Genomic DNA, 23,057 nt, shown 5'->3' on the forward strand with positions numbered 1-23,057 from the left:
GACATGATCTCTATGCGAGCCATGAAACCTCTTCGTTCTGGTATTAATGTCAGCACTAATGCTGGTTCTAATGCCAGAACATCGCCTGATTTGGCCGATCAGCAAAAACAGCTCACCGTACGCTCACGCTAGTTCAGCTTCAATCAGCATCATTTCGCGTGTGTAAGTCGCGAGAGTTAGTCTGTCCCAAAGCAGATCGCTGGGAACCTGCTCGTAACTGACAGGGGTGGGGGGCATCGGCTGAGGAGTGGTGGCTACACAGGCAGAAAGAAGGCACACTGGTGCCAATAGCAAAGCGCGCATTTTTGGGTCCCACCCTCTCTACGAGAGTCTGGCATGGGTGCGCCCGAAGTCAAGGCTTCAAAGCCACCTCTTAAACAGCAACCGTATTCATGCTGACCCGTCAACGTAGTCGTCTTCGCCGAGGCTGTAGACAGGCAGATAAGTATTCTTTTCCATCCATTCGCGAACGATGAACCTGATCGTGTCACTGCGCGTCAGTCCGAATTCTCCTGACAGATCACGAAGAGCATCGTCGACATCAGCGTCAAAGGCGATTGACCCGGAGTTGCGCAATAGCAGCGCGGCCCGGCGAAGCATGACCTGCAGGTCCGCCCGAGTGACGTTCGCAATTCTATCGGCAGCGCTTTCCAAGAGGGTTGCCATGTCGGGCGCTGTCATTGCTTTGTCTCCGCAACCTCATTGGGCTTAGCACAGCGGAATTCATGGTCAGCAACGATTTGCCGCTCAAAGGGACAACCGACCCACGCTCTCGGGTATGGAGGAGCGCAGCCGGCAAGAACAGCAATCAAGGATATGTAAAAGAACCGAGTCATCTCACACCTACTATGCTGAGCACCAATCGTTGCGCTGTGTCGGGCTCCAACGACGCGCGAACCCCTCGTTGAGCAACTTCTTACCGATCTCTTCGCCGTTCGCCCGATAGATGTTGACGAGCGGCCGATGCGTCTGCGTTCTATCCACCGCTCCACTGAAGACGACACGCAAGCCCTTTTCAGCCAGAAGCTCTTTCAGACGTCCCTTGGCAATCAGCGCCAGCTTGCGTTCTTTTAAGCATTTTGCGTGGCTCCCGATTTCGGGCGTATCGATCCCTGAGATGTAGGGAACGCCTTCCCCGAGCAGTCGCATCAGCTGCCCATCGCATTTGATGGTGTCGCCGTCGACAGCAACAAGCGCCGAACATATGATCAGACTTGCGACCATTAAATTGTTCAATCCGATTTTTCGATGAAGGAGATGGCACCCTTCCAAGAGAGATCGCGGGGAGAGTGTCCGCCGATCGTGCCATTAACCAGCTTGTAGTCCTCCAACCGCCAACACGCGGCATAACCGTCTTGGGGCTTCAGAATTCTATCGCTTGTCACGTATGCGTCATACAAAACGGAGCTGTGGTCTGGTTTATTGGCGGAGACATGCACTGTTATGGAAGCAATCGTGAATGGATTCCTGTTTACGGTTGCGATCCAGATTGGATATTGCGGGTCGGTGCAGTGCACGTCTGTCGCCGAAACAATTAGCTCCACCTTGGAATTTTCATCCCGACGCCGCGCAGCGTTCTGATTATCATTAAGGATGGAGAGGCCGAAACCGACGCCCGCTATTAGCAGAAGGCAAGCAGCGCCTATGATTGTGTACCGGGGAAACCTCCACAGGAGGAAAACAAGCACAATAGAACCTGCTATCCATCCCATCCTTATTCCCCCACGTATCAAGCCAGTACCTTGGAAGCAATTTGCCAAGCTCGCCGTCTACTCTGGCCTTAGATCAACAGCGCTGTCCGTTCAACTGCGGCCATCGGCTCCACAGGCGGCAGCAAGACGATCCTGCTGTCCGCAAGGGGCCGTTGCAGCTTGCTTGCCTCTTCCCAAGGCGCGGACAGCCATGTCTCGATCTCTCCCTGGTCGGCAAGGATGACTGGCATCGCTTTCTGGTGGATTGGCGCAACCACGGCGTTAGGCTCGGTTGTGAGGAAACCGAACAGGTCGGTCGTGATCAACCCTTCCTTGATCTTCCGAACGCTCGTCCACTGCGGCACCCATAGCCCAGCGAAACACATCAGCGACTCGTCGGGCGCACCGAACCAAGCATTAGGCGTCCTGCCGCCTTCTGGCTTGTTCGCAGGGTCTGGCTCGGCAAACCGGGTGAAGGGCACCACGCAACGGTTCTCAACCCCGTGCCAGCGCTTCCAATGCTTGCTGCTCACGTTCCGAACATTAGTCGTCCCTCCATCCGGCTCCATCTTCAGGAGTTCATCGAAGTCGACCGGCTTTCCCCTCTTGCGCAGGCCGTCAGCCCGCTTGGTCGCCGCGTCGAAGAGGGCTTTTGAAGAGCTAGGCAGACCCCATCGGACATTAGCCAACTCTCGGCCAGCTGGTGTGTTGCGGACGATTGGAGCCATACGGTCGGGCCATATCTCTTGCAGAGGCTCCATATTGCCGGTGCTGTCGATCATCGCGCGTGTGTTTGCACGGATGGCCTCCTGATTGCTCATCATCCGGTATAGATTGCACACATCTCCCCCCTTGGCGTCCACGCCCCGTTTCGGCTTGCTTCGTCGGTATCGATGAACTGACCATTCCAGCGGTCTCTGAATTGCCGCGCAGCTTCGCGGCTTGCGAAACAGAAAACAAGGTACCGGTCCCATTCGACAGAAGCGGAATAGGATTTCGACGACGCTTCTATGGCCAGTGCAGAGTTTATGATTTCGCCTCGACGGCGAAAGTCATGGGCATGTGTGCCAGACTCATAGTTGCCCCAAAAGATGATGACATGATTGGGCAGGAGGGCGCTCAAACGCCATCGGGCAAGCGGATTATCCCGGCTATCGGCCATGCTATAAAACCCCATCTTTCCATATCGGCCTTTTGACTGTCGTGACGTTGACCAATCGCCGCACGGAGAGCTTGCCGTATTCCGACCCCCAAATTTGTCGCACAGTCAGGCCCATGTAGTCTGAACGGTTGCATCGTTCGCAACGGAAGCGAGATGCCAGCCGATCAAGGCTTACATTCGTCGTCAGTTTCAGCAGGTCGTGCGGAAAGAAGCGGTAGGTCGTTCGGCAAAATTGGCAGGTAACTTCGAGCAATTGGCCAGCGTCGGCCGCATCGCGTAGGCTCCACCCGCGCAGCTTCTTGGCATAGTTCATTTCAGGCATGTCAGTCTCGATCGTAGCTCGGCCGCCACCCACGCGTCATGCCTCGGCTCATCGCACCTTCCGCCAGTGCGAGTTGCTGGCGCAAATGCCGAATGTCCTCAAGCAGGGTGCCTATTGCAGCGTGCATGTCGCCCCCGTGATAGGCGACAACCTCGGCAACATCGCCCGCTATCGGCTTCGGAAAACTTTGCTGCTTCACGGGTGTACTCAACGGATTATACCTGCGAGTCGCATGTTTTCGCAGAAGGTCGAAATGGCCTCCTCGAAGCTGCCGCTGCATGGGAACTTGAAGGGTCTTGTGGCCTCGTCCACCAGAATAGGATCTCCGGTTTCTGCATCCACGTCTGCAACGTGGGTGGTCAGATAAACGCCGCAAGCCTCTCCCGCTATCTGATCGATTGCCATCTGGACAGCGCCTAGCGAGGCATCACTGGGGACATCAATAAGGCGGGTAGCGAAAAACCTTACGTCTCGGCTTCCGGCGACAGCCTTGGCCAAGCTCCCACGCACCTCAGCAGCGTCAATTTCCCTCTCAGGCGGCCACATCACCCCGCTAGGAATCCACTCATCATCGCCTTCCACGGCTTCGCTTATCGGCTGCTCACGCATATCCGTTCTCCACATCTTCAATTTTCAGATTGGCGGCCGCCTCGCCGATGTTCTTATTATGTTCTCATGCGGAGCAGAGTCAATAATCAATCTTGGTCAATTGCTTTTTAAGCTGGTCCTGATGAAGTGCCAGCATGATGAAGTCCCCGCGTAAGCCTTCCAAGCCACTGCTAGGCAATCTCGCCCCTCCGCTCCGCAGCCGCCCCCGTCGTCGTAGCGACCCTGCCCAGCCTCATCTCCCCTTCGATCTGATGCCAGGCCGAATTGAGCCTTGCCTAGCGCTTCTGAAGCAAAGGCCGCCGAAGGGGCCGCAATGGGTTTTCGAAATCAAATGGGACGGTTACAGGCTGGCGGTCCATGTTGCGCCGAAAGGTATCCGCATCCTCACGCGTGGCGGACATGATTGGACGCACCGATTCCCTGCGATAGTAGCGGCTGCGAGGTCACTGCCGGTCGCGACCGCGATCCTAGATGGGGAAGCTGTCGTTCTTGATGAGCAAGGCCGGCCGGATTTCGGCTTACTGCAGCAGTCGCTTGGTGGTCGTGGGGGCAAGGAGACCTCAAGGGACGCAATTCTGTACGCATTTGATCTGCTGTACTTCGATGGGCACGACCTGACCACGATGAGCCTCGATGAACGCCGCCACATGCTGGAGGAGATTGTCTGCGACCCGGCTGGAGACATTCGACTGTCGGAACAGTTGGAAGTCGACGGCAACGAATTGCTGCAGGCGGCTTGTTCGCACGGGCTCGAAGGTATCATCGCCAAGGATCGCAATAGCCCGTACCGCTCTGGCAGGCTTGGGGATTGGGTGAAGGTCAAATGTGTTCAAAGAGACAGCTTCTTCATCGTGGGGTACAAGACCTCCTTAACAGCCCGAACCCATATCGGCCGGTTGCTATTGGCAGCGCATAAGGGCAGTTCGCTTGTCTATGTTGGCTCGGTCGGGACTGGCTTCAAGGAGCGCGAAACGTTGGTCCTTCTTGAGATGATGGACCAGATCAGGGCAGGGAAGCCATCGGTTGAATACGACGGCAGACACAAGGACGTGGTCTGGCTTCAGCCCACACTAATTGCAGAGATCGAGTACATAGGCTGGACCGATGACGGGAAGCTGCGTCACCCTGCGTATAAGGGGCTACGAAATGAGCAGGATAACGCGGAAGTTCTTGAGGTGGAGTAATTGGGCGAAAGTCTCGGTGGCCTCCCGTTAGCGAGCGCTGACTGAGCAGGGCCGCTCTTTTCTCATTGGACAAAGTTATCAGAAGACTTGCGCGGACTAATTTGCCGGCGCTTTCCTCAGGTCGGTGCCGGATTGCATTTGCGATAGATTAACACGTTATGGGTGATATTCTTCAGGTAACTTCAATGACCGGATGATCGGGTGCTGAGAACTTGAGGACGCCATGGCAGAGAAAGACGCAGCAGAAATAGCGCAGATCACGTTTTTCCTAGCTCGCGAAGAAAATAATTTTGCGGAATTGATTGATGGCGACGCCGATATCACAGGCAAAAGCAACTACCGGAAACAGCTCTTCAAAATCGGAGACACCCCGTGTGAGTTTCTCTTCTTCGAGAGCCACTCCGAGCGGTCGAACCCACCGTGGCTGGACTTCGTAAACGAACAAGTTAACCCAAAAGAACACTTTTCGTTCAGCGGGCATAGCAAGAGCGCCAACGGCATTTTGTTGATCAAGATCAAGGACCGCATTTTTGCGGCTACTTTCGGAAGGTCAGCGACGGCCTGCCTAAGGAGAGACCGAGTCGAGCCTGATTTCGGCATCAAAACTGCCATGAATTTGTGCGGTAACGAGGAAATAAGGCAGACAAAAAGCCAAAGCAATACGATAACTACAACCCATATCGACAGGCAGGTCGCTCAGCCGTCGGATGCTTTTGTGTTCGGTCTTAGTGAAGCTGAGGACCTTAAGTACATATCAGCCCACGTAAAGGGGGATAAGTCGATAACCCTCCAGGGGCGGGACAGCCTGACCATTAAGATTATCGGTGAAGATAAGTTGACCTGGGATAAGTTGATAAACCAGTGTGAACTTTTCTTAAAGGCGTATGCAAGCACCGATTACGCAGACCTCTTCCCCAATTATAAAAACTTTAAGCAAGCAACCTCAGAGGAGGCAAATAATCTTGATTTAATACTTATAAACAAATTGCGCAGCAAAGATTTTGATAAGCTTCGGCTGAGTATACCGGAATTCATTTCTGATGATGAATTTAGCTTCTCTTATACGAATTATCCAACAAAGGATAATATTATCTATTCCCACCTTGATGTCTCTCAATTGGGAAATGCTTTTGCGCTTGATGAGATCGATATAGAAAAACTTAAGACGAAGAAAGTCTATGCGTACTCTCCCGAAGACGATCGAATTATACATAACAAGAGATGGGCCATATATGACTGCATGGTGTTTGAGCATGAGCTAGGCGGCAAGTATTTCATATTGAGCGACGGTCGATGGGTGGAAGTCGATGACGATTTTTACAAATCCATCAGGGAGTTTGTTGAAAATCGGCTGCACGTCGAGGAGCCGGAAAAAGAATTCCTAGGCATTGCTATCGGCGACGACAAGGTAATGAAAAACAGAGAGGGCATTTTTAATGAGGAAGTCATTAGAGTCCGACCCTCGGCCGTGCTCTTTGATCGGGCGAAGTTGCGCATCGGTAAAGGACGGAAAGACAAAGAATTCTGTGACATCCTCGATATCAATGATGCCGATGCGATTCGCATCATCAATTGCAAACCATTGAAGGAGGCTTCGTCCATCAATTACTTATTTTCTCAGGCTAAGTTCTATTGTGAAGCCTTTTTACATGACGAGGGCTTCCTTGCAGACATTCGTGAGCACATAGCCAAATCTGGTTCTGCGAGGAAGGACGACTATCTGTCTCGAATTAGCGACAATATCGAAGATATTAAAGGACAAGACTATATTGTGTGCTTGTGGCTGCTGTACGATGAGCGGGAAAAGACCTTGGCGGACCACACCAAAATTCCGCTTATTGCTCAATACGAGCTGAAGTTGATGCATGAACATTTGCGGAAGACGTGCAAATTCAGCGACATAATCCTACGATTTATACCCGTTAAGATGTCGGGGTTCGCGAAGAAAGTTAAGCCGAAGCCGAAAGCGGCTTAGCGCCCTCCTGCCCTGATCGAGCTATGGTGGCGATGGTGATCTAGCAGCGCTGCTCAAAGCAGAATGGGCCGCAGCGTCAACCACTGCGACCCTCGTTCTCACCCTCTAGCGAAGGGCGGTGAGGCGCTCCGTACAGCTCACTAGGAGTGAGCGGGGCCGAAACAGCCGTGTCAGCTACTCTGTGCATCCTGCGGACAAGTGAGCTATACATAGCGGTCCACAAGGCCAAGAGATTGACTCTTTGCAAAATTTTTGTTAACGGCGTCGTCGGTTGCTAACCGTTTGAAATTGCATAGTGTTGTGGAATCGGATTGAGTTTTTTGCCAATTTGCTTCGGACAAATTGTCCGCAGACTCCTTGTCAACCGCATTTTTATTTTTTAAAAAGTTACATCCTGTCGAACAACAGGCGCCAGAAAGGCCCCCACCGCAGTGGGGACCCCTTGAAGGTTAGTTTCTCAGGGGATGTCTGGGGTTACGCCGAGACCGCGCTGGAACGCGGCCAACGGCGGCAGTGTGAAACAACGTGTTCCCACTGCCCCAGACGGAACCGCCAGTAGTCGATTACCGACACTGGACGGAAGATTGGGCACGCTATACGCATTCCCATACCTCCTTTCCGTTGCCGACAAGGAGGGCTTGCCGCCCCTTCGCGGGTTGCCCGACGAAGCTCTAGAACCTCCCAAGACCCTTGGAATGTCGAAGGCTCGCCAAGTGGCAGCAGTGCATTTCACTAAATACGCGCATATAATGTCGGTGGCAAGCACCTCCCTTTTATTTTGCCGCTTTATCCCTGCTAGTTTCGGCGCTGAAGAGCGAACGGGGGTGAAAGTGGGTCTGGATATAGGAAGAGAGAAAATCGCGTCAGCGGCCGTCTGTGTCAATTTTTGCGGGGGTTCTATAATTGTTCTCGTTTTCTGCCCGCGCGGCCTCAGCAACCCAGCCGCGCGACACTCACTCTGCTGAGGGGAGGCGAACAGCTGCCACGCAATCTTTCATCTGCTTTTCAGATGCGCCCTGCGTATAGACCCCAAACGTAATGTCTTTCTTCTTGTCGGAGACGTGACCAACCACGTCTTTCACAGTCTCTACTGTTTGGCCTGCATGCCTTGCTTGCGTAACAAACCAGCGTCGCGCTGAGTGAAAGTTGACGAGGCTCCTCCGTTTCCCGGGCCGCTTGTCATCGACGCCGAGCTTCTCTCGATAGTTATTGAAGCGCTTGCCGAAAGTGTCGCCGGGATCGCGCTCATCAGCCAATTCGTGAAATAGCCAGTCCTTAGGCTGTTTGTTCTTCATCCTTCGAGCAATGATGTCCTCTAGATCTGGATGAATGGGAACCCTCCGAGCCGCTGAGCGTGTCTTGCCCTGCTGAATGTCAAAGATTCCATCATGGACCTCCTCAACCCACAAGGTGAGTACTTCAGCGAGCCTCATCCCCGACAGGCATGAAATGCGGAGGGCGTCGGCTATCTGTTGTTTGAAGCGCTCCTTCATACCGGTGGGGTAGGGTGCATAGAGCAATGTCTTAAGCTCGGCCTCGGTAAAGGGCCGCTCGCTCTCATTATCGCCTCGCTCGACGCGCCTACGCCCATTTGCGATCTCCTGCCCAAGCCACGGGTTATCCTCGGCAGTGCCCGACACGTGGCCGCGTTTGATCAGATATTCCCAGTAGCCGCGAAGAGCGGTCATGTGCTTCTTCGCCGTGCTTCTGTCCATCGGCTCGATGATCTCGGTGACATAGCGACCGGCCGCCCTGCGTATGATGTCAGGAAGCCGGTACTTCTCACCTATGCACCAACGCGCGAAGCGATTGATCAGGCCCCGCCGTTCATTGGTCGTCTTTGCGGCAAGCTTGATAGCTGAGAGGTAGGCGTCGAGGTAGTAGTCGACGGGGTGGTCTCCTGCGATGGCTCTGGTGAAGCGTTCCCGGGCTCTTCCTCGTAGGCTGTTGGCCTCGGCTTCTGCTGCCCAAACGGCGTCTTCTAGCGCCTCGCCGCCTACCGCCTGGGCCTCAGAGATCGCAGCCTTTGACAGCTCCCCTCTAAGCTCTGCCATTGCCTCGCTCGCGCTAATAACCTCTCCCGCCTTAACCCGGGCAAATAGCGCTCTGACTTCCGGCTCTAGCTTATCGCGCCTCGCCATCGCAGCCTTGATGTCCCCCGTTTGCAAACTCTGGAGGTACATAGTCGTTCCGTTGAAGTAGCGTCGACATGCCTCGGGGATGGCCATTCGAAACCACCACGTCTGTCCCCTGAGATCGAGTAGGCGTCTGGACCCTTTGTTGCTTTTTCCCGCCATTCTGACCAACCATTCTGACCAATGAAGGCGGGTGATTATCCTTATTTTTCATGCATATCAAGAACATGGGTGGTGAAATCTTCGATCCCGCTTAGCTCCACCACGCTTCGCCCTTACGGGCTTCGCGTGGCGCAGCCGCGAGAAACCGTTAGCCCGAAGCAGTGCCCGGCATAGCCCGAAGGGCGACGACGGGCTGAAACGCTGATGTGGTATGTCTATATTATACCGGCTCTACCGCAGATTTGAAGCAGCGCCTTGCGGCACACAATGCCGGCAAATCCACCCACACCGCCAAATTCGCGCCTTGGAATTTGCTCTGGTATTGCGCCTTTCCAGACAAGTACAAAGCGCTTGAATTCGAATCCTATCTGAAATCGCATTCCGGTAGAGCTTTTGCCAGCAAGAGATTGGTCCAGCCGAATCTGGATCCAAGTCGCCTCGATACCTGAAGGCCGATTACGAATAAGTGTCGGTGCGTGCGCGAAAACTATTCAGCTGGATCACGTGATATGCGCGAGGCATTTACAAAGCAACGACTCTAGCCGCGCCCTCAACACCGCCAGGCCGCCCCCACAGCCCACCGGCGCCTTGCTTAAGTCTCGAGGATAACCGCCGTCAGCCGCTTCACCACCAGCAGCACGGGAAAGGTGATCGCCCAGGACAGCGCCCATGCGGACGGCCACATGGCAAACGCAGTTGCAGTCGGGCCTTGTGATTTGAGGAAACTGATCGCCGACACGACTGACGTCATCAGCAGCGAGAGGGTGAGCGGCATGACGACGGCATTGTAGCGTTTGGGGAGTTTGCCTTTGGGCATTTTTGTCTCCGTAACATACCGATCAGAACAACGCGCAGCGCCGATCGGCGGGTTGCGCGTTGATTGGCGTAAACGCTTACGGAGCTTCGGTCTGAAGCGACGCCGTTTTATGGCGTATCGCGCTGCTCAAGCCGTTCCAACCACTTTTTGCCAATTCCTCAATAAAGAGGATCTATCCTCGTTGCCGGAAATTCAGCGATTCGGCTCCAGGACCCTCGCCCAATGACCAGAGCAAGACGCCGCCGTATCATTCGTACACGACGCACCCTGACCGGACTTGCGCTCGTCGGCTCGATATCGTTTCTGGCCGGCATGACGGATGCGACCGGTCTGCTGCTGACCGGCGATTTCGTCTCCTTTATGACCGGCAATACGACACGGGCGGCGCTGGCTTTGAGCGAGGGCAATCTTTATCACGCGGCGGTGCTGATCTCCGCCATCGGCGTTTTCGTGCTCGGCAACGCGGCCGGCATCGTCATCGCCCATGTCTCGCACCGCCGGATTTTCGTGGTGCTCGGCTGCGTCGGCCTTGTCCTGGCGCTCGCTTCGATGACGACGGGGCAGAGTTTGATGCTGGCGCGCTTCTTCATGATCGTCTGTTCCATGGGCATGGTGAATGCCGCCGTCGAACATATCGAGGGCCTGCCGATCGGGCTGACTTATGTCACCGGCGCGCTGTCGCGTTTCGGCCGCGGCATCGGCCGCTGGATCATCGGCGATCGTCGGATTGAATGGACGATCCAGATCGTGCCCTGGGGCGGCATGGTGCTCGGCGCGATCGCCGGCGCCGTCCTGACGCGGCTGACCGGTGCGCATGCCTTGTGGCTGGTCTCGATCTTTGCCATGGCGCTGGCGCTTGCCGCCATGTTCATTCCCCGGCCGCTTCAGCGGCGCTTCAACCAGAAGATCGCGCCGCACAACCGGGCCGCTGTGCGCGGCAAATAGAAGCGTCGCATTCCTGTTACCATCGAATCGGATAGGAAGGAGCGCCGTCCGTCCTCGAGGAGTAGATCTTGTTTCTGATTTCGAAGCTTGTCTGGATTTTGGGCCAGCCGCTGTCGCTGGCATTCCTTCTTGTCTTCTTCGCGCTCCTCGCCGGGCTTCGGCGCTGGCGCGCCTTAAGTCTTTTCGCGACAGCCGGTGGCGCCCTCATCCTCTTCGTCACGCTCTATACCACGGCCGGCAACCTGCTGATGCAGGGACTCGAGCAGCGGTTTCCAAAGCCTGCCGGCGATCCGGAGAACCTGCAATGCATGATCGTGCTCGGCGGCGCCTTCGAAAATGAGGTGAACACGGCGCGCCACGGCATCGAATTCAACGCAGCGGCCGACCGCTTCGTCGAAGCCCTGCGGCTTGCGCAGAAATTTCCGCAGTCGCGCATTCTGATCTCGGGCGGCGACGGCTCGCTCTCGGGCATCTACGAAGGCGATGCGGCGGCATCCGAGCGGTTCTTCCCGCTGTTCGGCATCGGCAAAGATCGGCTGATTGAGGAGCGGCAATCGCGCACCACCTTTGAAAACGCCGTCAACACCAAGGAATTCCTGGCAAGCCAGGGGCTTTCCCATTGTCTGCTGATCACCTCGGGCTTCCATATGCCGCGTTCCGTCGGCATCTTCCGCAAGCTCGGCATCGATATCGTGCCCTGGCCGACCGATTATCGCACCGACGGGCAGGTGAGGCCGGGCCTGGATTTCACCCAGCCGAACCTCAATGCCCAGAACATGGCGACGGCGATCCGGGAATGGTACGGCCTGGTCGGCTATTACCTCGCCGGCCGGACGTCGGAGCTCTATCCCCGCTGAGTCACTTCTTCGAGATGGTGACGAATTTCGTGCCGCGCACGCGCGCCGTGACGATGCAGGGATCACCTTCGGTGCGGTCGCAGAACCGCGGATGCATCTTCATCGCCAGCACCATGTTGCCGAAGCGCTGGACGAAGTCGTAGCCGTAGATCTGTGCCGTCGCGATCATGAAATAACCGCCTTCGGCGACCTGCAGGTAGAAATTATAGGTGCAGCCGTCGTCATTGCATTGCGGCCCCTTTTGCCCGTCGCAGGTGAGCAGGCCTTCGTTGACCACCGCGTCGATCAGCCCGTCATTGTTGATGTCCTGCCGGGTGATGAAGCCGTCGGCGAATTCGGCCGCCTTGCACTGCTCCTGGAAATGCTTCTTCTCGTAGATCTCCGGGTCGGAGATCAGCGATTGCTGGCCGAAGGCCGCAGCCGGCAAGATGAGCAGCAGGAGGACATTCAGAACGGCGAGCACCAGCGTTTTCACGGGCTTTCCTCTTTTGGATAAAGCTCTATCGGCTCGCTTTATGGCCGCCCCGCCTTGCGCCGCCCTTGCCGCCGTGGTTCTTTCCAGAAACTGTTCGCCGGCTCCGGGGTCCTGATGTCCTTGCTCGTCTATCTCGATTATGCCGGCATTGCGCTGTTTGCCGCCACAGGCGCGCTCGCCGCCTCGCGCAAGCAGCTCGATCTGATCGGCTTTCTGTTTTTCGCCATGGTGACGGGAACCGGCGGCGGCACGGTGCGCGATATCGTGCTCGGCCGCGTACCGGTCTTCTGGGTGCTGAACCCCGGCTATATTCTCGTCTGCTGCATCATGGGCGTCATCGTTTTCTTCACCGCTCACCTCCTGGAATCGCGCTATCGCCTGCTGATCTGGCTGGATGCGATCGGTCTGGCCGCCTATTGCGTGCTCGGCGCCGCCAAGGGACTTGCCGCCACCGGCTCGCCGACCATCGCCATCGTCACCGGCACGTTGACGGCAACCTTCGGCGGCATCCTGCGCGACTTGATGGCAAACGAGCCTTCGGTGCTGCTCAGGCCGGAAATCTATGTGACTGCGGCTCTTATCGGGGCCGGCGTGTTCACGCTCGCCAATGGGCTGGGGATGCCGCTTTATCTCGCCTCGGGCTGCGGCGTCGCGGCGGCCTTTGGCGTTCGCGGCGGAGCGCTGTGGTTCGGCTGGACCTTCCCGATTTACAAGCACAAGCCCGGCCGGCATCCCGACGATGTCATGTAGAGACCGAGCATGATGCCGAAAAGTGTAAGCGGTTTTCGGACGACATCATGCTCTAGCTATTTAAACCAGAACAGGATGATTTTAGGTCGAATGACCTAAAATCATCCTGTTCTAAGGCGCCGTCAGCCCCGCTTGGCCCGCAGGCGGATCACCACGTCGACATGGGCGATCTCCATGCCCTCGGGCGGCTCCGGCAGATTGTCTATCGTCAGGTTGCTGACGGGAATGTCGAGCACCTCGTTTTCGCCTTCGACGAAGAAATGATGGTGGTCGGAAACATTGGTGTCGAAATAGGTCTTGGCGCTCTCCACGGCGAGAACGCGGATCAGGCCGGCCTCGGTGAACTGGTGCAGCGTGTTGTAGACGGTCGCCAGCGAAACCGGCACGCCGGCGGCAACCGCTTCCTCATGCAGCTCCTCGACGGTCAAATGCCGGTCGCCCTTGGCAAACAGGAGGTCGCCGAGCGCGACACGCTGGCGGGTAGGGCGCAGGCCTGCGCCACGCAGCCTAACCTCTATTGCGATCGGGAGTGCACCCGTCATCAAGACCAACTCCGGTTATTCCTGCATAAAGCAATCATGTTTCTACAAGCGGTATAACTTTTGCATTGCAGCCTTTCAATAGTTCAATGGGGACAAGAGCCTGAGAAAGGCGGCAAAAACGGGCTTTTGACGCAAATAGGTCTGGTCGCGGCTCTGGCCTTCCTGTATGCGACCACCAAATAATGGGGTAGGCCTGGTCCGGGACGATGAGTGAAGCTGCCTTGCTTGTGCTTCATTTTCTGAAGAACTTGGACTACACGTTCACATCCATCGGCTTCACGCGGGGGGAAAAAGAAATTTATGACAACCAGACAGTCCAGCTTCTCGTATGAAGAACTCATCGCTTGCGCTCATGGCAAGCTGTTCGGCCCCGGCAATGCGCAGCTGCCGCTGCCGCCCATGCTGATGGTTCACCGCATCACGGAAATTTCCGAAACGGGCGGCGCCTTCGACAAGGGCTATCTCAGGGCCGAATACGACGTACGCCCCGACGACTGGTATTTTCCCTGCCATTTCGAAGGCAATCCGATCATGCCCGGCTGCCTCGGTCTCGACGGCATGTGGCAGCTGACCGGCTTCTTCCTCGGCTGGCTCGGCGAGGAAGGCCGCGGCATGGCGCTTTCGACAGGCGAAGTGAAATTCAAGGGCATGGTGCGGCCGCAGACGAAGCTGATCGAATACGGGATCGACTTCAAGCGCGTCATGCGCGGCCGCCTCGTGCTCGGCACGGCGGACGGCTGGCTGAAGGCGGACGGCGAGACCATATACCAGGCGGCCGATCTTCGCGTCGGTCTGTCGAAAGACAAGACCGCCTGAAACCGCATTTCGAGCGGCTGACGAAAACAACAAAGGTTGATCAGATGAGACGGGTAGTTGTCACGGGTCTGGGTATCGTTTCCTCGATCGGAAGCGACGCGGCCGAAGTCACCGAATCCTTGCGCCAGGCAAAGTCGGGTATTTCCTTTTCCAACGATTTCGCCGAACACGGCTTCAAGTGCCAGGTCTGGGGCAGCCCGAAGCTCGGCCCGGCGGAACTTGCCGAGCTGGTCGATCGCCGCGCCATGCGCTTCCTGTCGCAGGGCGGCGCCTGGAACCATGTCGCCATGAAGCAGGCGATCGCCGATTCCGGTCTGGAAGAGAAGGACTACGCGCAGAACGAACGCGCCGGCATCATCATGGGCTCCGGCGGCCCGTCCACGCGCACCCTGATCGAAGCGGCCGACATCACCGTCAAGAACAACAGCCCGAAGCGCATCGGCCCCTTCGCCGTACCGAAGGCAATGTCTTCGACCGCGTCGGCCACGCTCGCCACCTGGTTCAAGATTCACGGCGTCAATTATTCGATTTCGTCGGCCTGCTCGACCTCGGCGCACTGCATCGGCAATGCCGCCGAGATGATCCAGTGGGGCAAGCAGGACGTGATGTTTGCCGGCGGCCACGAGGATCTCGATTGGACGATGTCCAATCTCTTCGACGCTATGGGCGCCATGTCCTCCAAGTACAACGACACGCCCGACAACGCCTCGCGCGCCTATGACGTCAACCGCGACGGCTTCGTCATCGCCGGCGGCGCCGGCGTGCTGGTGCTCGAAGAACTCGAGCGCGCCAAGGCCCGCGGCGCCAAGATCTACGCCGAAATCGTCGGCTACGGCGCCACCTCTGATGGTTACGACATGGTCGCTCCTTCGGGCGAGGGCGCAATCCGCTGCATGCGCCAGGCGCTTGCCACGGTGAAGGGCGACGTCGACTATATCAACACCCACGGCACGTCGACGCCGGTCGGTGACAGCAAGGAAATCGGCGCCATCCGCGAGGTGTTCGGCGCCAGGATCCCGCATATCCAGTCGACCAAGTCGCTGACGGGCCATTCGCTGGGTGCGGCCGGCGTGCAGGAATCGATCTACTCCCTGCTGATGATGCAGCAAGGCTTCATCGGCGAGAGCGCCCATATCAGCGAGCTCGATCCCGAATTCGAAGGCGTGCCGATCGTGCGCAAGCGTATCGACGATGCGAAGATCGATATCGCCCTCTCCAACTCCTTCGGCTTCGGCGGGACGAACGCCACGCTCGTCTTCCAGCGCCATAACGGATAATAATATGACTGGAATCATGCAGGGTAAGCGCGGCCTCGTCATGGGCGTCGCCAACAACCACTCGATCGCCTGGGGAATTTCGAAGGCTCTCGCCGCTGAGGGTGCGGACCTCGCCTTCACCTATCAGGGCGAAGCGCTCGGCAAGCGCGTCAAGCCGCTTGCCGCCGAAGTCGGCTCGGATTTCGTGCTGCCCTGCGACGTCGAGGACATCGCCTCGGTCGATAGCCTGGTCGATGCGATCGAACAGCGCTGGGGCAAGCTCGATTTCATCGTTCATGCCATCGGCTTTTCCGACAAGAACGAGCTGAAGGGTCTCTACGCCGATACGACGCGCGAGAATTTCAGCCGCACCATGGTCATTTCCTGCTTCTCCTTCACCGAGATCGCCAAGCGCTGCGCGCCGTTGATGGAAGACGGCGGCGCGATGCTGACCTTGACCTACAATGGCTCGACGCGCGTCATCCCGAACTACAACGTCATGGGCGTCGCCAAGGCAGCGCTCGAGGCTTCGGTGCGCTATCTCGCCGCCGATTACGGCCCGCGTGGCATCCGCGTCAACGCCATCTCCGCCGGCCCGATCCGCACGCTTGCAGGCGCCGGCATCTCCGATGCGCGCGCGATCCTCTCCTGGAACCAGCGCAATGCGCCGCTGCGCAAGACCGTGACGATCGATCAGGTCGGCAGCTCGGCGCTCTACCTGCTCTCGGACCTTTCCGCCGGCGTCACCGGCGAAATTCACTTCGTCGACGCCGGCTTCAACATCACCTCGATGCCGACGCTGGATACGCTGCGCAGGGCAGACGTCGAGTAAACGGCACCCGATAGGAAGCTCAAAGGCCGTGCGCAGATGATGCGCACGGCCTATTTTCTTGCGATCGATGAAAGAACGGTTCGAGGCCTGAGCCTTATTTCTTCGCCCACAACACCTTGAAGCGGGCATTGCGGCAGGTTTCACCGCTTTCCCTGAATTCCGCCGCCAGAACCGGCTCGTAGGGCAGGCCGCGATTGGCGACCAGCAGCAGTCGGCCGCCGCCGCGAAGGGCGGTTGCGGCGGTCTTGATCATCGCCTGGCCGAGCGACGGCTCGGCGGCATGGCCCTCATGGAAGGGCGGGTTCATGATGACGAGGTCGTATTTGTCCTTGACCGGCTCGCCCGCCAGATCGTGCCAGAAGAAGCGCGCAGGCGCGTTCGGGCAGTTCTCCGCCATATTGTCCCGCGCAGCCTCCAGGGCCGCGTGATTGGCTTCATAAAGGTCAAGGCGCCCCAGTCCGCGCGATCTCTGCGCCATCTCGACAGAGAGATAACCCCATCCCGCGCCAAAGTCGGCAACGTCGCCGGTAAAATCCTGCGGCAGGCGCGAGGCGAGCAGCTCAGATCCGGCATCGACACGGTCATGCGAGAACATGCCTGCCGTCGCATGGAAGCGGTCGTCGACGCGCACCGGCGCTTTCGCCAGCTTGGAAACGATGTCGCCGGCATCGGCCGGCCGGCCGAACCAGAAGGCGACGCCGTGATATTTCGGCATATGGTCGATGGCGAGGCCGAACCCTTCCAGGCGCTTGCGCAGCGGCTGGATGCCGTCTTCCTTGGCCCCGGCAACGACGATCAGGCCGCCCGTCCGCGTGCGGGCGATCGCAGCGGCGAGATTGGCCTCGTTCTCGCCCTTGTGCTTGGTGCAGAGCACGAGTGCGGCGTCATAATCCTCGCCGTCGATCTCCGGCTTGGCGTCGATCCGCTGCGCCAGAAGCTGCCGGTAGAGCGGCCGGAAGCCCTGGACGGCGCTGAGCGAGGCGGCAAAGCCTTCGGGCAGCTGAAAGCCTGCCTCGGCGCCGAGAAAGAGCACGCGCTCGCCCTCGCCGGGCGCCTCGACTGTGCCGCTGGCAAAGGGATGGAACAGGGTCTTCAGCGTCTCGCGGCTCATGGGTCTCGTCTCGTTAAAGCGTGTCGGGCAAAATTGTGCAGCGGTTTTGCGACTACGACATGCGCAAAACCAGGATACAAAAAGGGCGCGGAAGATTCCCGCGCCCGGAATTCAATCTGGGAGACGCGGCTTATTCGGCCGCTTCTTCCTTCTTCTTCTCGTTCGCGATCTCCTGGCCGGTGGCCTGGTCGACGACCTTCATCGACAGGCGAACCTTGCCGCGTTCGTCGAAGCCGAGCAGCTTGACCCAGACCTTGTCGCCTTCCTTGACGACGTCCTGCGTCTTGGCAACGCGCTCGGAAGCGAGCTGCGAGATATGGACGAGGCCGTCGCGGGCGCCGAAGAAGTTGACGAAGGCGCCGAAGTCGGCGGTCTTGACAACCGTGCCTTCGTAGATCTGGCCGATTTCAGGCTCGGCAACGATCGAGTGGATCCACTTGCGGGCCGCTTCGATTTCCTTGCCGGAAGAGGAGGCGATCTTGACGGTGCCGTCGTCCTCGATGTTGATCTTCGCACCGGTCTTTTCGACGATTTCGCGGATGACCTTGCCGCCAGAGCCGATGACCTCGCGGATCTTGTCGACCGGAATGTTCATGACTTCGATGCGCGGCGCGAATTCGCCAAGCTGGCCGCGGCTTTCGGTAATGGCCTTGGCCATTTCGCCGAGGATGTGTTTGCGGCCGCCCTGGGCCTGGCCGAGCGCGACCTTCATGATCTCTTCGGTGATGCCGGCGATCTTGATGTCCATCTGCAGCGAGGTAATGCCGTCGGCCGTACCAGCAACCTTGAAGTCCATGTCGCCGAGGTGGTCTTCGTCACCGAGAATGTCGGAGAGAACGGCGAAGCGGTCGCCTTCGAGGATCAGGCCCATGGCGATGCCGGCAACCGGCTTGGCAAGCGGAACGCCGGCATCCATCAGGGCGAGCGAGGTGCCGCAGACGGTTGCCATCGAGGACGAGCCGTTCGACTCGGTGATCTCGGAGACGACGCGCAGCGTGTATGGGAACTGCTCGGCCGACGGCAGCATCGGACGGATGGCGCGCCATGCAAGCTTGCCGTGGCCGATTTCGCGGCGGCCCGGGGAGCCCATGCGGCCGGTTTCGCCGACGGAGTAAGGCGGGAAGTTGTAATGGAGCAGGAAGCGCTCCTTGTACATGCCCGTCAGGCTGTCGACATACTGTTCGTCTTCGCCGGTGCCGAGCGTGGCAACGACGATCGCCTGGGTTTCGCCGCGGGTGAACAGCGCCGAACCGTGGGTGCGCGGCAGAAGACCGACTTCCGAAACGATCGGACGAACGGTTTCGAGGTCGCGGCCGTCGATACGGCTCTTGGTATCGAGGATGTTCCAGCGGACGATCTTGGCCTGCAGGTGCTTGAAGATCGCGCCGACTTCCTCGGCCGTGTACTTGGCTTCGCCTTCCTCGGGGAGGAAATGCGCCTTCACCTTTGCCTTGACGGCGTCGACGGCGGCGTAGCGGTCGGCCTTCTGGGTGATCTTGTAGGCTTCACGCAATTCGGCTTCCGCCAGGCCGAGCATTTCGCTTTCGAGCGCGGAATAGTCCTCCGGCTGGAAGTCGCGCGGCTCCTTGGCGGCAACTTCGGCGAGCTTGATGATCGCATCGAGAACCGGTTGGAAACCCCTGTGGCCGAACATGACGGCGCCGAGCATGACGTCCTCGGGCAGTTCCTTGGCTTCGGATTCGACCATCAGCACGGCGTCGTAGGTGCCGGCGACGACGAGGTCGAGGCTCGACTCGTCCATCTCGTCGAGATGCGGGTTAAGAACATATTCGCCATTGATGTAGCCGACGCGCGCACCGCCGACCGGGCCCATGAAGGGAACGCCGGAGAGCGTCAGCGCTGCCGAGGTCGCGACCATCGACAGGATGTCGGGGTTGTTTTCAAGGTCGTGCTGGATGACGGTGACGACGACCTGGGTGTCGTTCTTGTAGCCTTCCGGGAAGAGCGGGCGGATCGGGCGGTCGATCAGGCGGGAAACGAGGGTCTCGTTTTCGCTCGGGCGTCCTTCGCGCTTGAAATAGCCGCCAGGGATCTTGCCGGCTGCGTAGGTCTTTTCCTGGTAGTTGACGGTCAGCGGAAAGAAGTCCTGGCCGGGCTTCGGCGCCTTGGCCGAAACGACGGTGGCGAGAACGACGGTCTCGCCGTAGGTGGCGAGAACCGCGCCATCGGCCTGGCGGGCGATCTTGCCGGTTTCAAGCTTCAGCGGGCGGCCGGCCCACTCGATTTCCACGGTGTGTGTATCAAACATATCTTGTCCTTCAATGCGGGAGCACGCGCCATCGCCGATATCAGGGCGCAGCGCACAGTCGACCGCAATCAATGCGACGTATCACGGGCAAGACAACGAGAGGCTTTTCGTCTCAGCTTCCTCAGGAACCCTTGTTCCCGGGAAAACCGGGCCAAAGCTTCGAGAAGCTCTGGCCGAAAGCATCCGGCAATCCTGCCCCATGACAGGTCAGCGGTTGGTTTGGCAGAACCGGCCCATCCGGGTCTGCCGGTCGTTCCTCCGCTTGAGATAGGGCGCGGCCGGAACATTTCATCGGAACATCGTCCGAAACAGATCCGGCGGACGCTCGAAAGCGCCCGCCGGACAATTTTAGCGGCGGATACCCAGGCTGGAGATCAGCTTGGAATAGCGGCCTTCATCCTTCTTCTTGAGATAATCAAGAAGCGAGCGGCGGCTCGAAACCATCGTCAGCAGGCCACGGCGGGAATGGTTATCCTTCTTGTGGTCCTTGAAGTGTTCGGTCAGGTTGTTGATGCGCTCGGTCAGGATCGCGACCTGGACTTCCGGAGAACCGGTATCGCCTTCGGCGGTTGCGTATTCCTTGATCAGCGCAGCCTTGCGCTCAGCAGTGATCGACATCGGATGGTCCTTTCTATGAGAGGAGAAGAAGTCGCCAAAAGCCGGGATGCCGTCCAGCTTTGGCCGCGAATGCAATCGGGCGTACCCGATGCTGGCGCTGCCTATAAACCAAATAAGCAGCGATGGAAAGAGGGAGCCCCGCAGCAGCTTTCAGCGGCCCGTCATCGCGTCACGGATCATCGCATTATAGCCTGCAGGATCCTGCAGCATGGCGAAATGGCTGGCGTCTTTCAGGATGACGAGCTTTGCGCCCGGAATTTCTTTCGCCATCATCTCGGTATGATCGAGCTTTACGGCCTCATCATGATCACCGATGGCAAGCGTGACCGGCAGCGTGATCTTGCCAAGCTCCGTCGCCGTCCAGTTCGGCTGCGTCGCCCACATTTGCGAAATCTGCGTAACGAAGGCGTCGTATTCGTTCGGTGTCGGCGACAGCTTCCGGTATTGCTCGCCGGCGACTTTGATGTATTCGTTGAAGGTCTTGTTGCTCAGGACGTCCGGCTTGACGCCGTCCGTGGTGACATTGGCAGCCTGGGCAATGACCCGCGTCAGCCTTTCCGGATATCTCATCGCCATGTCGATGCCGATGATGCCGCCGTCCGACCACCCGACGAGCGTCACCTTGTCGATCTTCAGATAATCGAGCAGGGCGACATAATCCGATGTCATCAGATCGTAGCCGAAAGGCTGCTGGCTGCGCGTCGAGCGGCCGTGACCGCGGCTGTCGGCAACGATGACCAGATGATCCCTGGCGAATTCGGCGATCTGGCGACCCCAGACGCCGGTATTGCCAAGGCCGCCATGGATGAAAAGGATCGGATCGCCTTCACCATATTCGGCATAATACATCTTGATGTCGTTCACATCGGCCATGCCGCTCACCTTCGGCGCCGGCATGGCAGGAAAGGCCGGAAGCTCGGCCCAGCGCTCGGCGGATTGCGCGCCGGCGACGGTCAGGACCATCGAAAAGAACGTCAGTATTGCAATTGCGATTGCGCGCATAATTCTCCCCTCGGGCCGTTATGGCCGGAAAGGAAGATATCGCATCGCCACCGCATGGCAACCGTCAGCTGTAAACTCAGGCAAAAACCCGCTTTGGGCGAAACTCGCCCTGGCCGATCTCGCCGATCGCGATCAGCCTGCCGCGAGCCGTAGCATAAGCTTCGCTTTCGGCAATCGGCGCATCGCGGCCGCGCACCAGGATCGGATTGCCCATCTTCAGCCGGTGCGCCTGGTCGTCGTTGATGACGAGGTGAGGCAGGGCGGAAAGCGCCTCGCATGTGTCGATCAGCAATGCGTCGAGGGCGGCGAGCCGCTCATCCATGTCCTCGATCGCTTCGAGCGCCACGAGATTGGCAAGCGGCACCATGGCTTCTTCCTGGAAAGGCGCGACGAAAGTGCGCCGCAGGCCCGATATATGGCCGTAGCAGCCGAGCTCGCGGCCGAAATCGCGTGCAAGCGCCCGGACATAAGTGCCCTTGCCGCATTCTACTTCGAAATGCGCGGTATTCGCATCCGGGCAGGCAAGCAGGGTCAGCCGGAATATCTCAACTTCGCGTGAGGGAATCTCGACGGCTTCCCCGTCGCGGGCCAGATCATAGGCGCGTTCACCTGCGATCTTGATGGCGGAAAACTGCGGCGGCACCTGGCTGATCGTGCCGATATAGCGGGGCAGGATATCGCGGATCTGCTGCTCGGTCGGGCGTCTTTCCGAGCTCTGGGTCACATCGCCTTCGAGATCGTCGGTAGCGCGCTCCTCGCCCCAGCTGACGGTGAACTCATAGATTTTCCGACCGTCCATCACATAGGGAACGGTCTTGGTCGCGTCGCCGAGCGCGATCGGCAGCATGCCGGAGGCAAGCGGGTCGAGGGTGCCGGCATGGCCGGCCTTCTGCGCCTTGTAGAGCCATTTGAGCTTGGAAACGGCTTCCGTCGAGCCGAAATCCACCGGCTTGTCGAGGATCAGCCAGCCGGAAATCGGCCGGCCCTTGGGTTTGCGTGGTTTGGACATGCGTCTCTTCTGTTATTGTTCGTCGTTGTCGCCGTCGAGATCGCGGCTCACCTCGGGCGAACGCAAGAGCTCGTCGATCTTCTTGTAATTGTCGAAGCTGGTATCGTCGCGGAAACGCACCTCCGGCATGTATTTCATCTGCCGGAGCTGCGGTCCGAGCCGGCCGCGGATGAACTTCGCATGGCGGTTCAACGCCTCGATGACGATGCTGTGGTCGGAAACGCCGAGCGGCGTCACATAAGCGGTGGCGATCTTGAGGTCGGGCGACATACGCACTTCCGAGATTGAGATCACGGTTGCCTCGATGATGTCGTCGCGCACTTCGCCGCGCTGCAATACCTGGGTGATCGCGGCGCGGACCTGTTCGCCAACGCGCAGCATGCGCTGCGAAGGCGCGGAGGATGTTGGTCTGGTCATTGTTATCTCTGTTTGCCGATGCGGCTGGGAATCGAACCCGTCAAAGGAGAGCGTCCATGACTCTTTTGGCTGCAAAGGTCAAGGCCGCCAGATACCAGAAG

25 protein-coding genes are annotated in these 23,057 nt (G+C 58.3%); 9 read left to right on the plus strand and 16 right to left on the minus strand.

The features are described 5' to 3' along the window. Positions 1 to 390: 390 nt before the first annotated feature. From EFR00_RS25575 to EFR00_RS25600, 6 genes are all read right to left on the minus strand, one after another. Complete coding sequence (locus tag EFR00_RS25575) at positions 391 to 681, minus strand: CopG family transcriptional regulator (RefSeq protein ID WP_077995096.1); 291 nt, start codon at positions 679 to 681, stop codon at positions 391 to 393. A 165-nt stretch (positions 682 to 846) separates the two neighbouring features. Beyond that, positions 847 to 1,224 (minus strand): thermonuclease family protein, encoded by a 378-nt coding sequence (locus tag EFR00_RS25580; protein ID WP_077995095.1) that lies wholly within the window; start codon positions 1,222 to 1,224, stop codon positions 847 to 849. Between the two features lie 556 nt (positions 1,225 to 1,780). Further along, positions 1,781 to 2,533: an SOS response-associated peptidase family protein gene (locus EFR00_RS25585; RefSeq protein ID WP_077995103.1), complete on the minus strand. Its 753-nt coding sequence runs from the start codon at positions 2,531 to 2,533 to the stop codon at positions 1,781 to 1,783. 321 nt (positions 2,534 to 2,854) lie between these two features. Continuing rightward, the gene (locus EFR00_RS25590) at positions 2,855 to 3,175 is read right to left on the minus strand and encodes a hypothetical protein (RefSeq protein ID WP_077995093.1); all 321 of its coding nucleotides are present in this window, start codon (positions 3,173 to 3,175) and stop codon (positions 2,855 to 2,857) included. A 1-nt stretch (position 3,176) separates the two neighbouring features. Then, complete coding sequence (locus EFR00_RS33615; RefSeq protein ID WP_077995102.1) at positions 3,177 to 3,374, minus strand: hypothetical protein; 198 nt, start codon at positions 3,372 to 3,374, stop codon at positions 3,177 to 3,179. Between the two features lie 8 nt (positions 3,375 to 3,382). Next, on the minus strand, positions 3,383 to 3,784 hold the full coding sequence (locus tag EFR00_RS25600) for a hypothetical protein (protein WP_077995092.1): 402 nt from the start codon (positions 3,782 to 3,784) through the stop codon (positions 3,383 to 3,385). Between the two features lie 134 nt (positions 3,785 to 3,918). Between EFR00_RS25600 and ligD the strand changes: the two genes are divergently transcribed. Next, complete coding sequence (gene ligD / locus EFR00_RS25605) at positions 3,919 to 4,968, plus strand: non-homologous end-joining DNA ligase (RefSeq protein ID WP_077995091.1); 1,050 nt, start codon at positions 3,919 to 3,921, stop codon at positions 4,966 to 4,968. A 223-nt stretch (positions 4,969 to 5,191) separates the two neighbouring features. After that, a complete protein-coding gene (locus EFR00_RS25610) occupies positions 5,192 to 6,943 on the plus strand; it encodes a DUF6119 family protein (RefSeq protein ID WP_077995090.1) in 1,752 nt (583 codons plus the stop codon). A gap of 953 nt (positions 6,944 to 7,896) precedes the next feature. On the opposite strand, the gene EFR00_RS25615 is transcribed toward EFR00_RS25610, so the two are convergent. Beyond that, on the minus strand, positions 7,897 to 9,240 hold the full coding sequence (locus EFR00_RS25615) for a tyrosine-type recombinase/integrase (RefSeq protein ID WP_077995089.1): 1,344 nt from the start codon (positions 9,238 to 9,240) through the stop codon (positions 7,897 to 7,899). Positions 9,241 to 9,446: 206 nt separating this feature from the next. On the opposite strand from EFR00_RS25615, the gene EFR00_RS25620 reads away from it, so the two are divergent. Continuing rightward, positions 9,447 to 9,689, plus strand: a complete 243-nt coding sequence (locus EFR00_RS25620) for a GIY-YIG nuclease family protein (RefSeq protein WP_086155852.1) — start codon at positions 9,447 to 9,449, stop codon at positions 9,687 to 9,689. A gap of 143 nt (positions 9,690 to 9,832) precedes the next feature. Here EFR00_RS25620 and EFR00_RS25625 read toward each other — a convergent pair whose 3' ends face one another. Next, positions 9,833 to 10,057, minus strand: a complete 225-nt coding sequence (locus tag EFR00_RS25625) for a DUF2798 domain-containing protein (protein WP_077995088.1) — start codon at positions 10,055 to 10,057, stop codon at positions 9,833 to 9,835. A 222-nt stretch (positions 10,058 to 10,279) separates the two neighbouring features. Between EFR00_RS25625 and EFR00_RS25630 the strand changes: the two genes are divergently transcribed. Both EFR00_RS25630 and EFR00_RS25635 read left to right on the plus strand, forming a co-directional pair. Continuing rightward, positions 10,280 to 11,002, plus strand: coding sequence for a YoaK family protein (locus EFR00_RS25630; RefSeq protein ID WP_077995087.1), 723 nt, complete (start codon positions 10,280 to 10,282; stop codon positions 11,000 to 11,002). A gap of 68 nt (positions 11,003 to 11,070) precedes the next feature. Then, on the plus strand, positions 11,071 to 11,859 hold the full coding sequence (locus EFR00_RS25635) for a YdcF family protein (protein ID WP_077995086.1): 789 nt from the start codon (positions 11,071 to 11,073) through the stop codon (positions 11,857 to 11,859). 1 nt (position 11,860) lies between these two features. Here EFR00_RS25635 and EFR00_RS25640 read toward each other — a convergent pair whose 3' ends face one another. Beyond that, positions 11,861 to 12,334, minus strand: coding sequence for a hypothetical protein (locus EFR00_RS25640; RefSeq protein ID WP_038686037.1), 474 nt, complete (start codon positions 12,332 to 12,334; stop codon positions 11,861 to 11,863). 114 nt (positions 12,335 to 12,448) lie between these two features. On the opposite strand from EFR00_RS25640, the gene EFR00_RS25645 reads away from it, so the two are divergent. Continuing rightward, positions 12,449 to 13,084 carry a trimeric intracellular cation channel family protein gene (locus EFR00_RS25645; protein ID WP_038686039.1) on the plus strand — a complete coding sequence of 212 codons (636 nt, stop codon included), beginning with the start codon at positions 12,449 to 12,451 and terminating at the stop codon, positions 13,082 to 13,084. A 122-nt stretch (positions 13,085 to 13,206) separates the two neighbouring features. Here EFR00_RS25645 and irrA read toward each other — a convergent pair whose 3' ends face one another. Then, positions 13,207 to 13,626, minus strand: a complete 420-nt coding sequence (irrA, locus tag EFR00_RS25650; protein ID WP_009988790.1) for an iron response transcriptional regulator IrrA — start codon at positions 13,624 to 13,626, stop codon at positions 13,207 to 13,209. Positions 13,627 to 13,926: 300 nt separating this feature from the next. Here irrA and fabA point away from each other — a divergent pair, with 300 nt between their 5' ends. From fabA to fabI, 3 genes are read left to right on the plus strand one after another with little or no spacing between them, the layout of a single operon-like run. Further along, positions 13,927 to 14,442, plus strand: a complete 516-nt coding sequence (gene fabA / locus EFR00_RS25655) for a 3-hydroxyacyl-[acyl-carrier-protein] dehydratase FabA (RefSeq protein WP_038686040.1) — start codon at positions 13,927 to 13,929, stop codon at positions 14,440 to 14,442. Between the two features lie 44 nt (positions 14,443 to 14,486). Further along, positions 14,487 to 15,719: a beta-ketoacyl-ACP synthase I gene (fabB, locus tag EFR00_RS25660; protein WP_077995085.1), complete on the plus strand. Its 1,233-nt coding sequence runs from the start codon at positions 14,487 to 14,489 to the stop codon at positions 15,717 to 15,719. 4 nt (positions 15,720 to 15,723) lie between these two features. Then, entirely contained in the window at positions 15,724 to 16,530 is an 807-nt protein-coding gene (fabI, locus tag EFR00_RS25665; RefSeq protein WP_039617187.1) for an enoyl-ACP reductase FabI, read from the plus strand. Positions 16,531 to 16,624: 94 nt separating this feature from the next. Here fabI and EFR00_RS25670 read toward each other — a convergent pair whose 3' ends face one another. From EFR00_RS25670 to rbfA, 6 genes are all read right to left on the minus strand, one after another. Beyond that, entirely contained in the window at positions 16,625 to 17,641 is a 1,017-nt protein-coding gene (locus tag EFR00_RS25670) for a class I SAM-dependent methyltransferase (protein WP_009993662.1), read from the minus strand. A 130-nt stretch (positions 17,642 to 17,771) separates the two neighbouring features. Further along, entirely contained in the window at positions 17,772 to 19,910 is a 2,139-nt protein-coding gene (gene pnp, locus EFR00_RS25675) for a polyribonucleotide nucleotidyltransferase (RefSeq protein ID WP_038686047.1), read from the minus strand. 348 nt (positions 19,911 to 20,258) lie between these two features. After that, on the minus strand, positions 20,259 to 20,528 hold the full coding sequence (gene rpsO, locus EFR00_RS25680; protein WP_029531690.1) for a 30S ribosomal protein S15: 270 nt from the start codon (positions 20,526 to 20,528) through the stop codon (positions 20,259 to 20,261). Between the two features lie 150 nt (positions 20,529 to 20,678). After that, positions 20,679 to 21,530, minus strand: coding sequence for an alpha/beta fold hydrolase (locus tag EFR00_RS25685; protein WP_077995084.1), 852 nt, complete (start codon positions 21,528 to 21,530; stop codon positions 20,679 to 20,681). 76 nt (positions 21,531 to 21,606) lie between these two features. Further along, the gene (gene truB / locus EFR00_RS25690) at positions 21,607 to 22,539 is read right to left on the minus strand and encodes a tRNA pseudouridine(55) synthase TruB (protein ID WP_038686051.1); all 933 of its coding nucleotides are present in this window, start codon (positions 22,537 to 22,539) and stop codon (positions 21,607 to 21,609) included. 12 nt (positions 22,540 to 22,551) lie between these two features. Beyond that, positions 22,552 to 22,956 carry a 30S ribosome-binding factor RbfA gene (gene rbfA / locus EFR00_RS25695; RefSeq protein WP_009993666.1) on the minus strand — a complete coding sequence of 135 codons (405 nt, stop codon included), beginning with the start codon at positions 22,954 to 22,956 and terminating at the stop codon, positions 22,552 to 22,554. Positions 22,957 to 23,057 lie beyond the last annotated feature (101 nt).

Origin of the sequence: Rhizobium sophoriradicis, from assembly GCF_003939025.1 — a bacterium.
GTDB lineage: Bacteria > Pseudomonadota > Alphaproteobacteria > Rhizobiales > Rhizobiaceae > Rhizobium > Rhizobium sophoriradicis.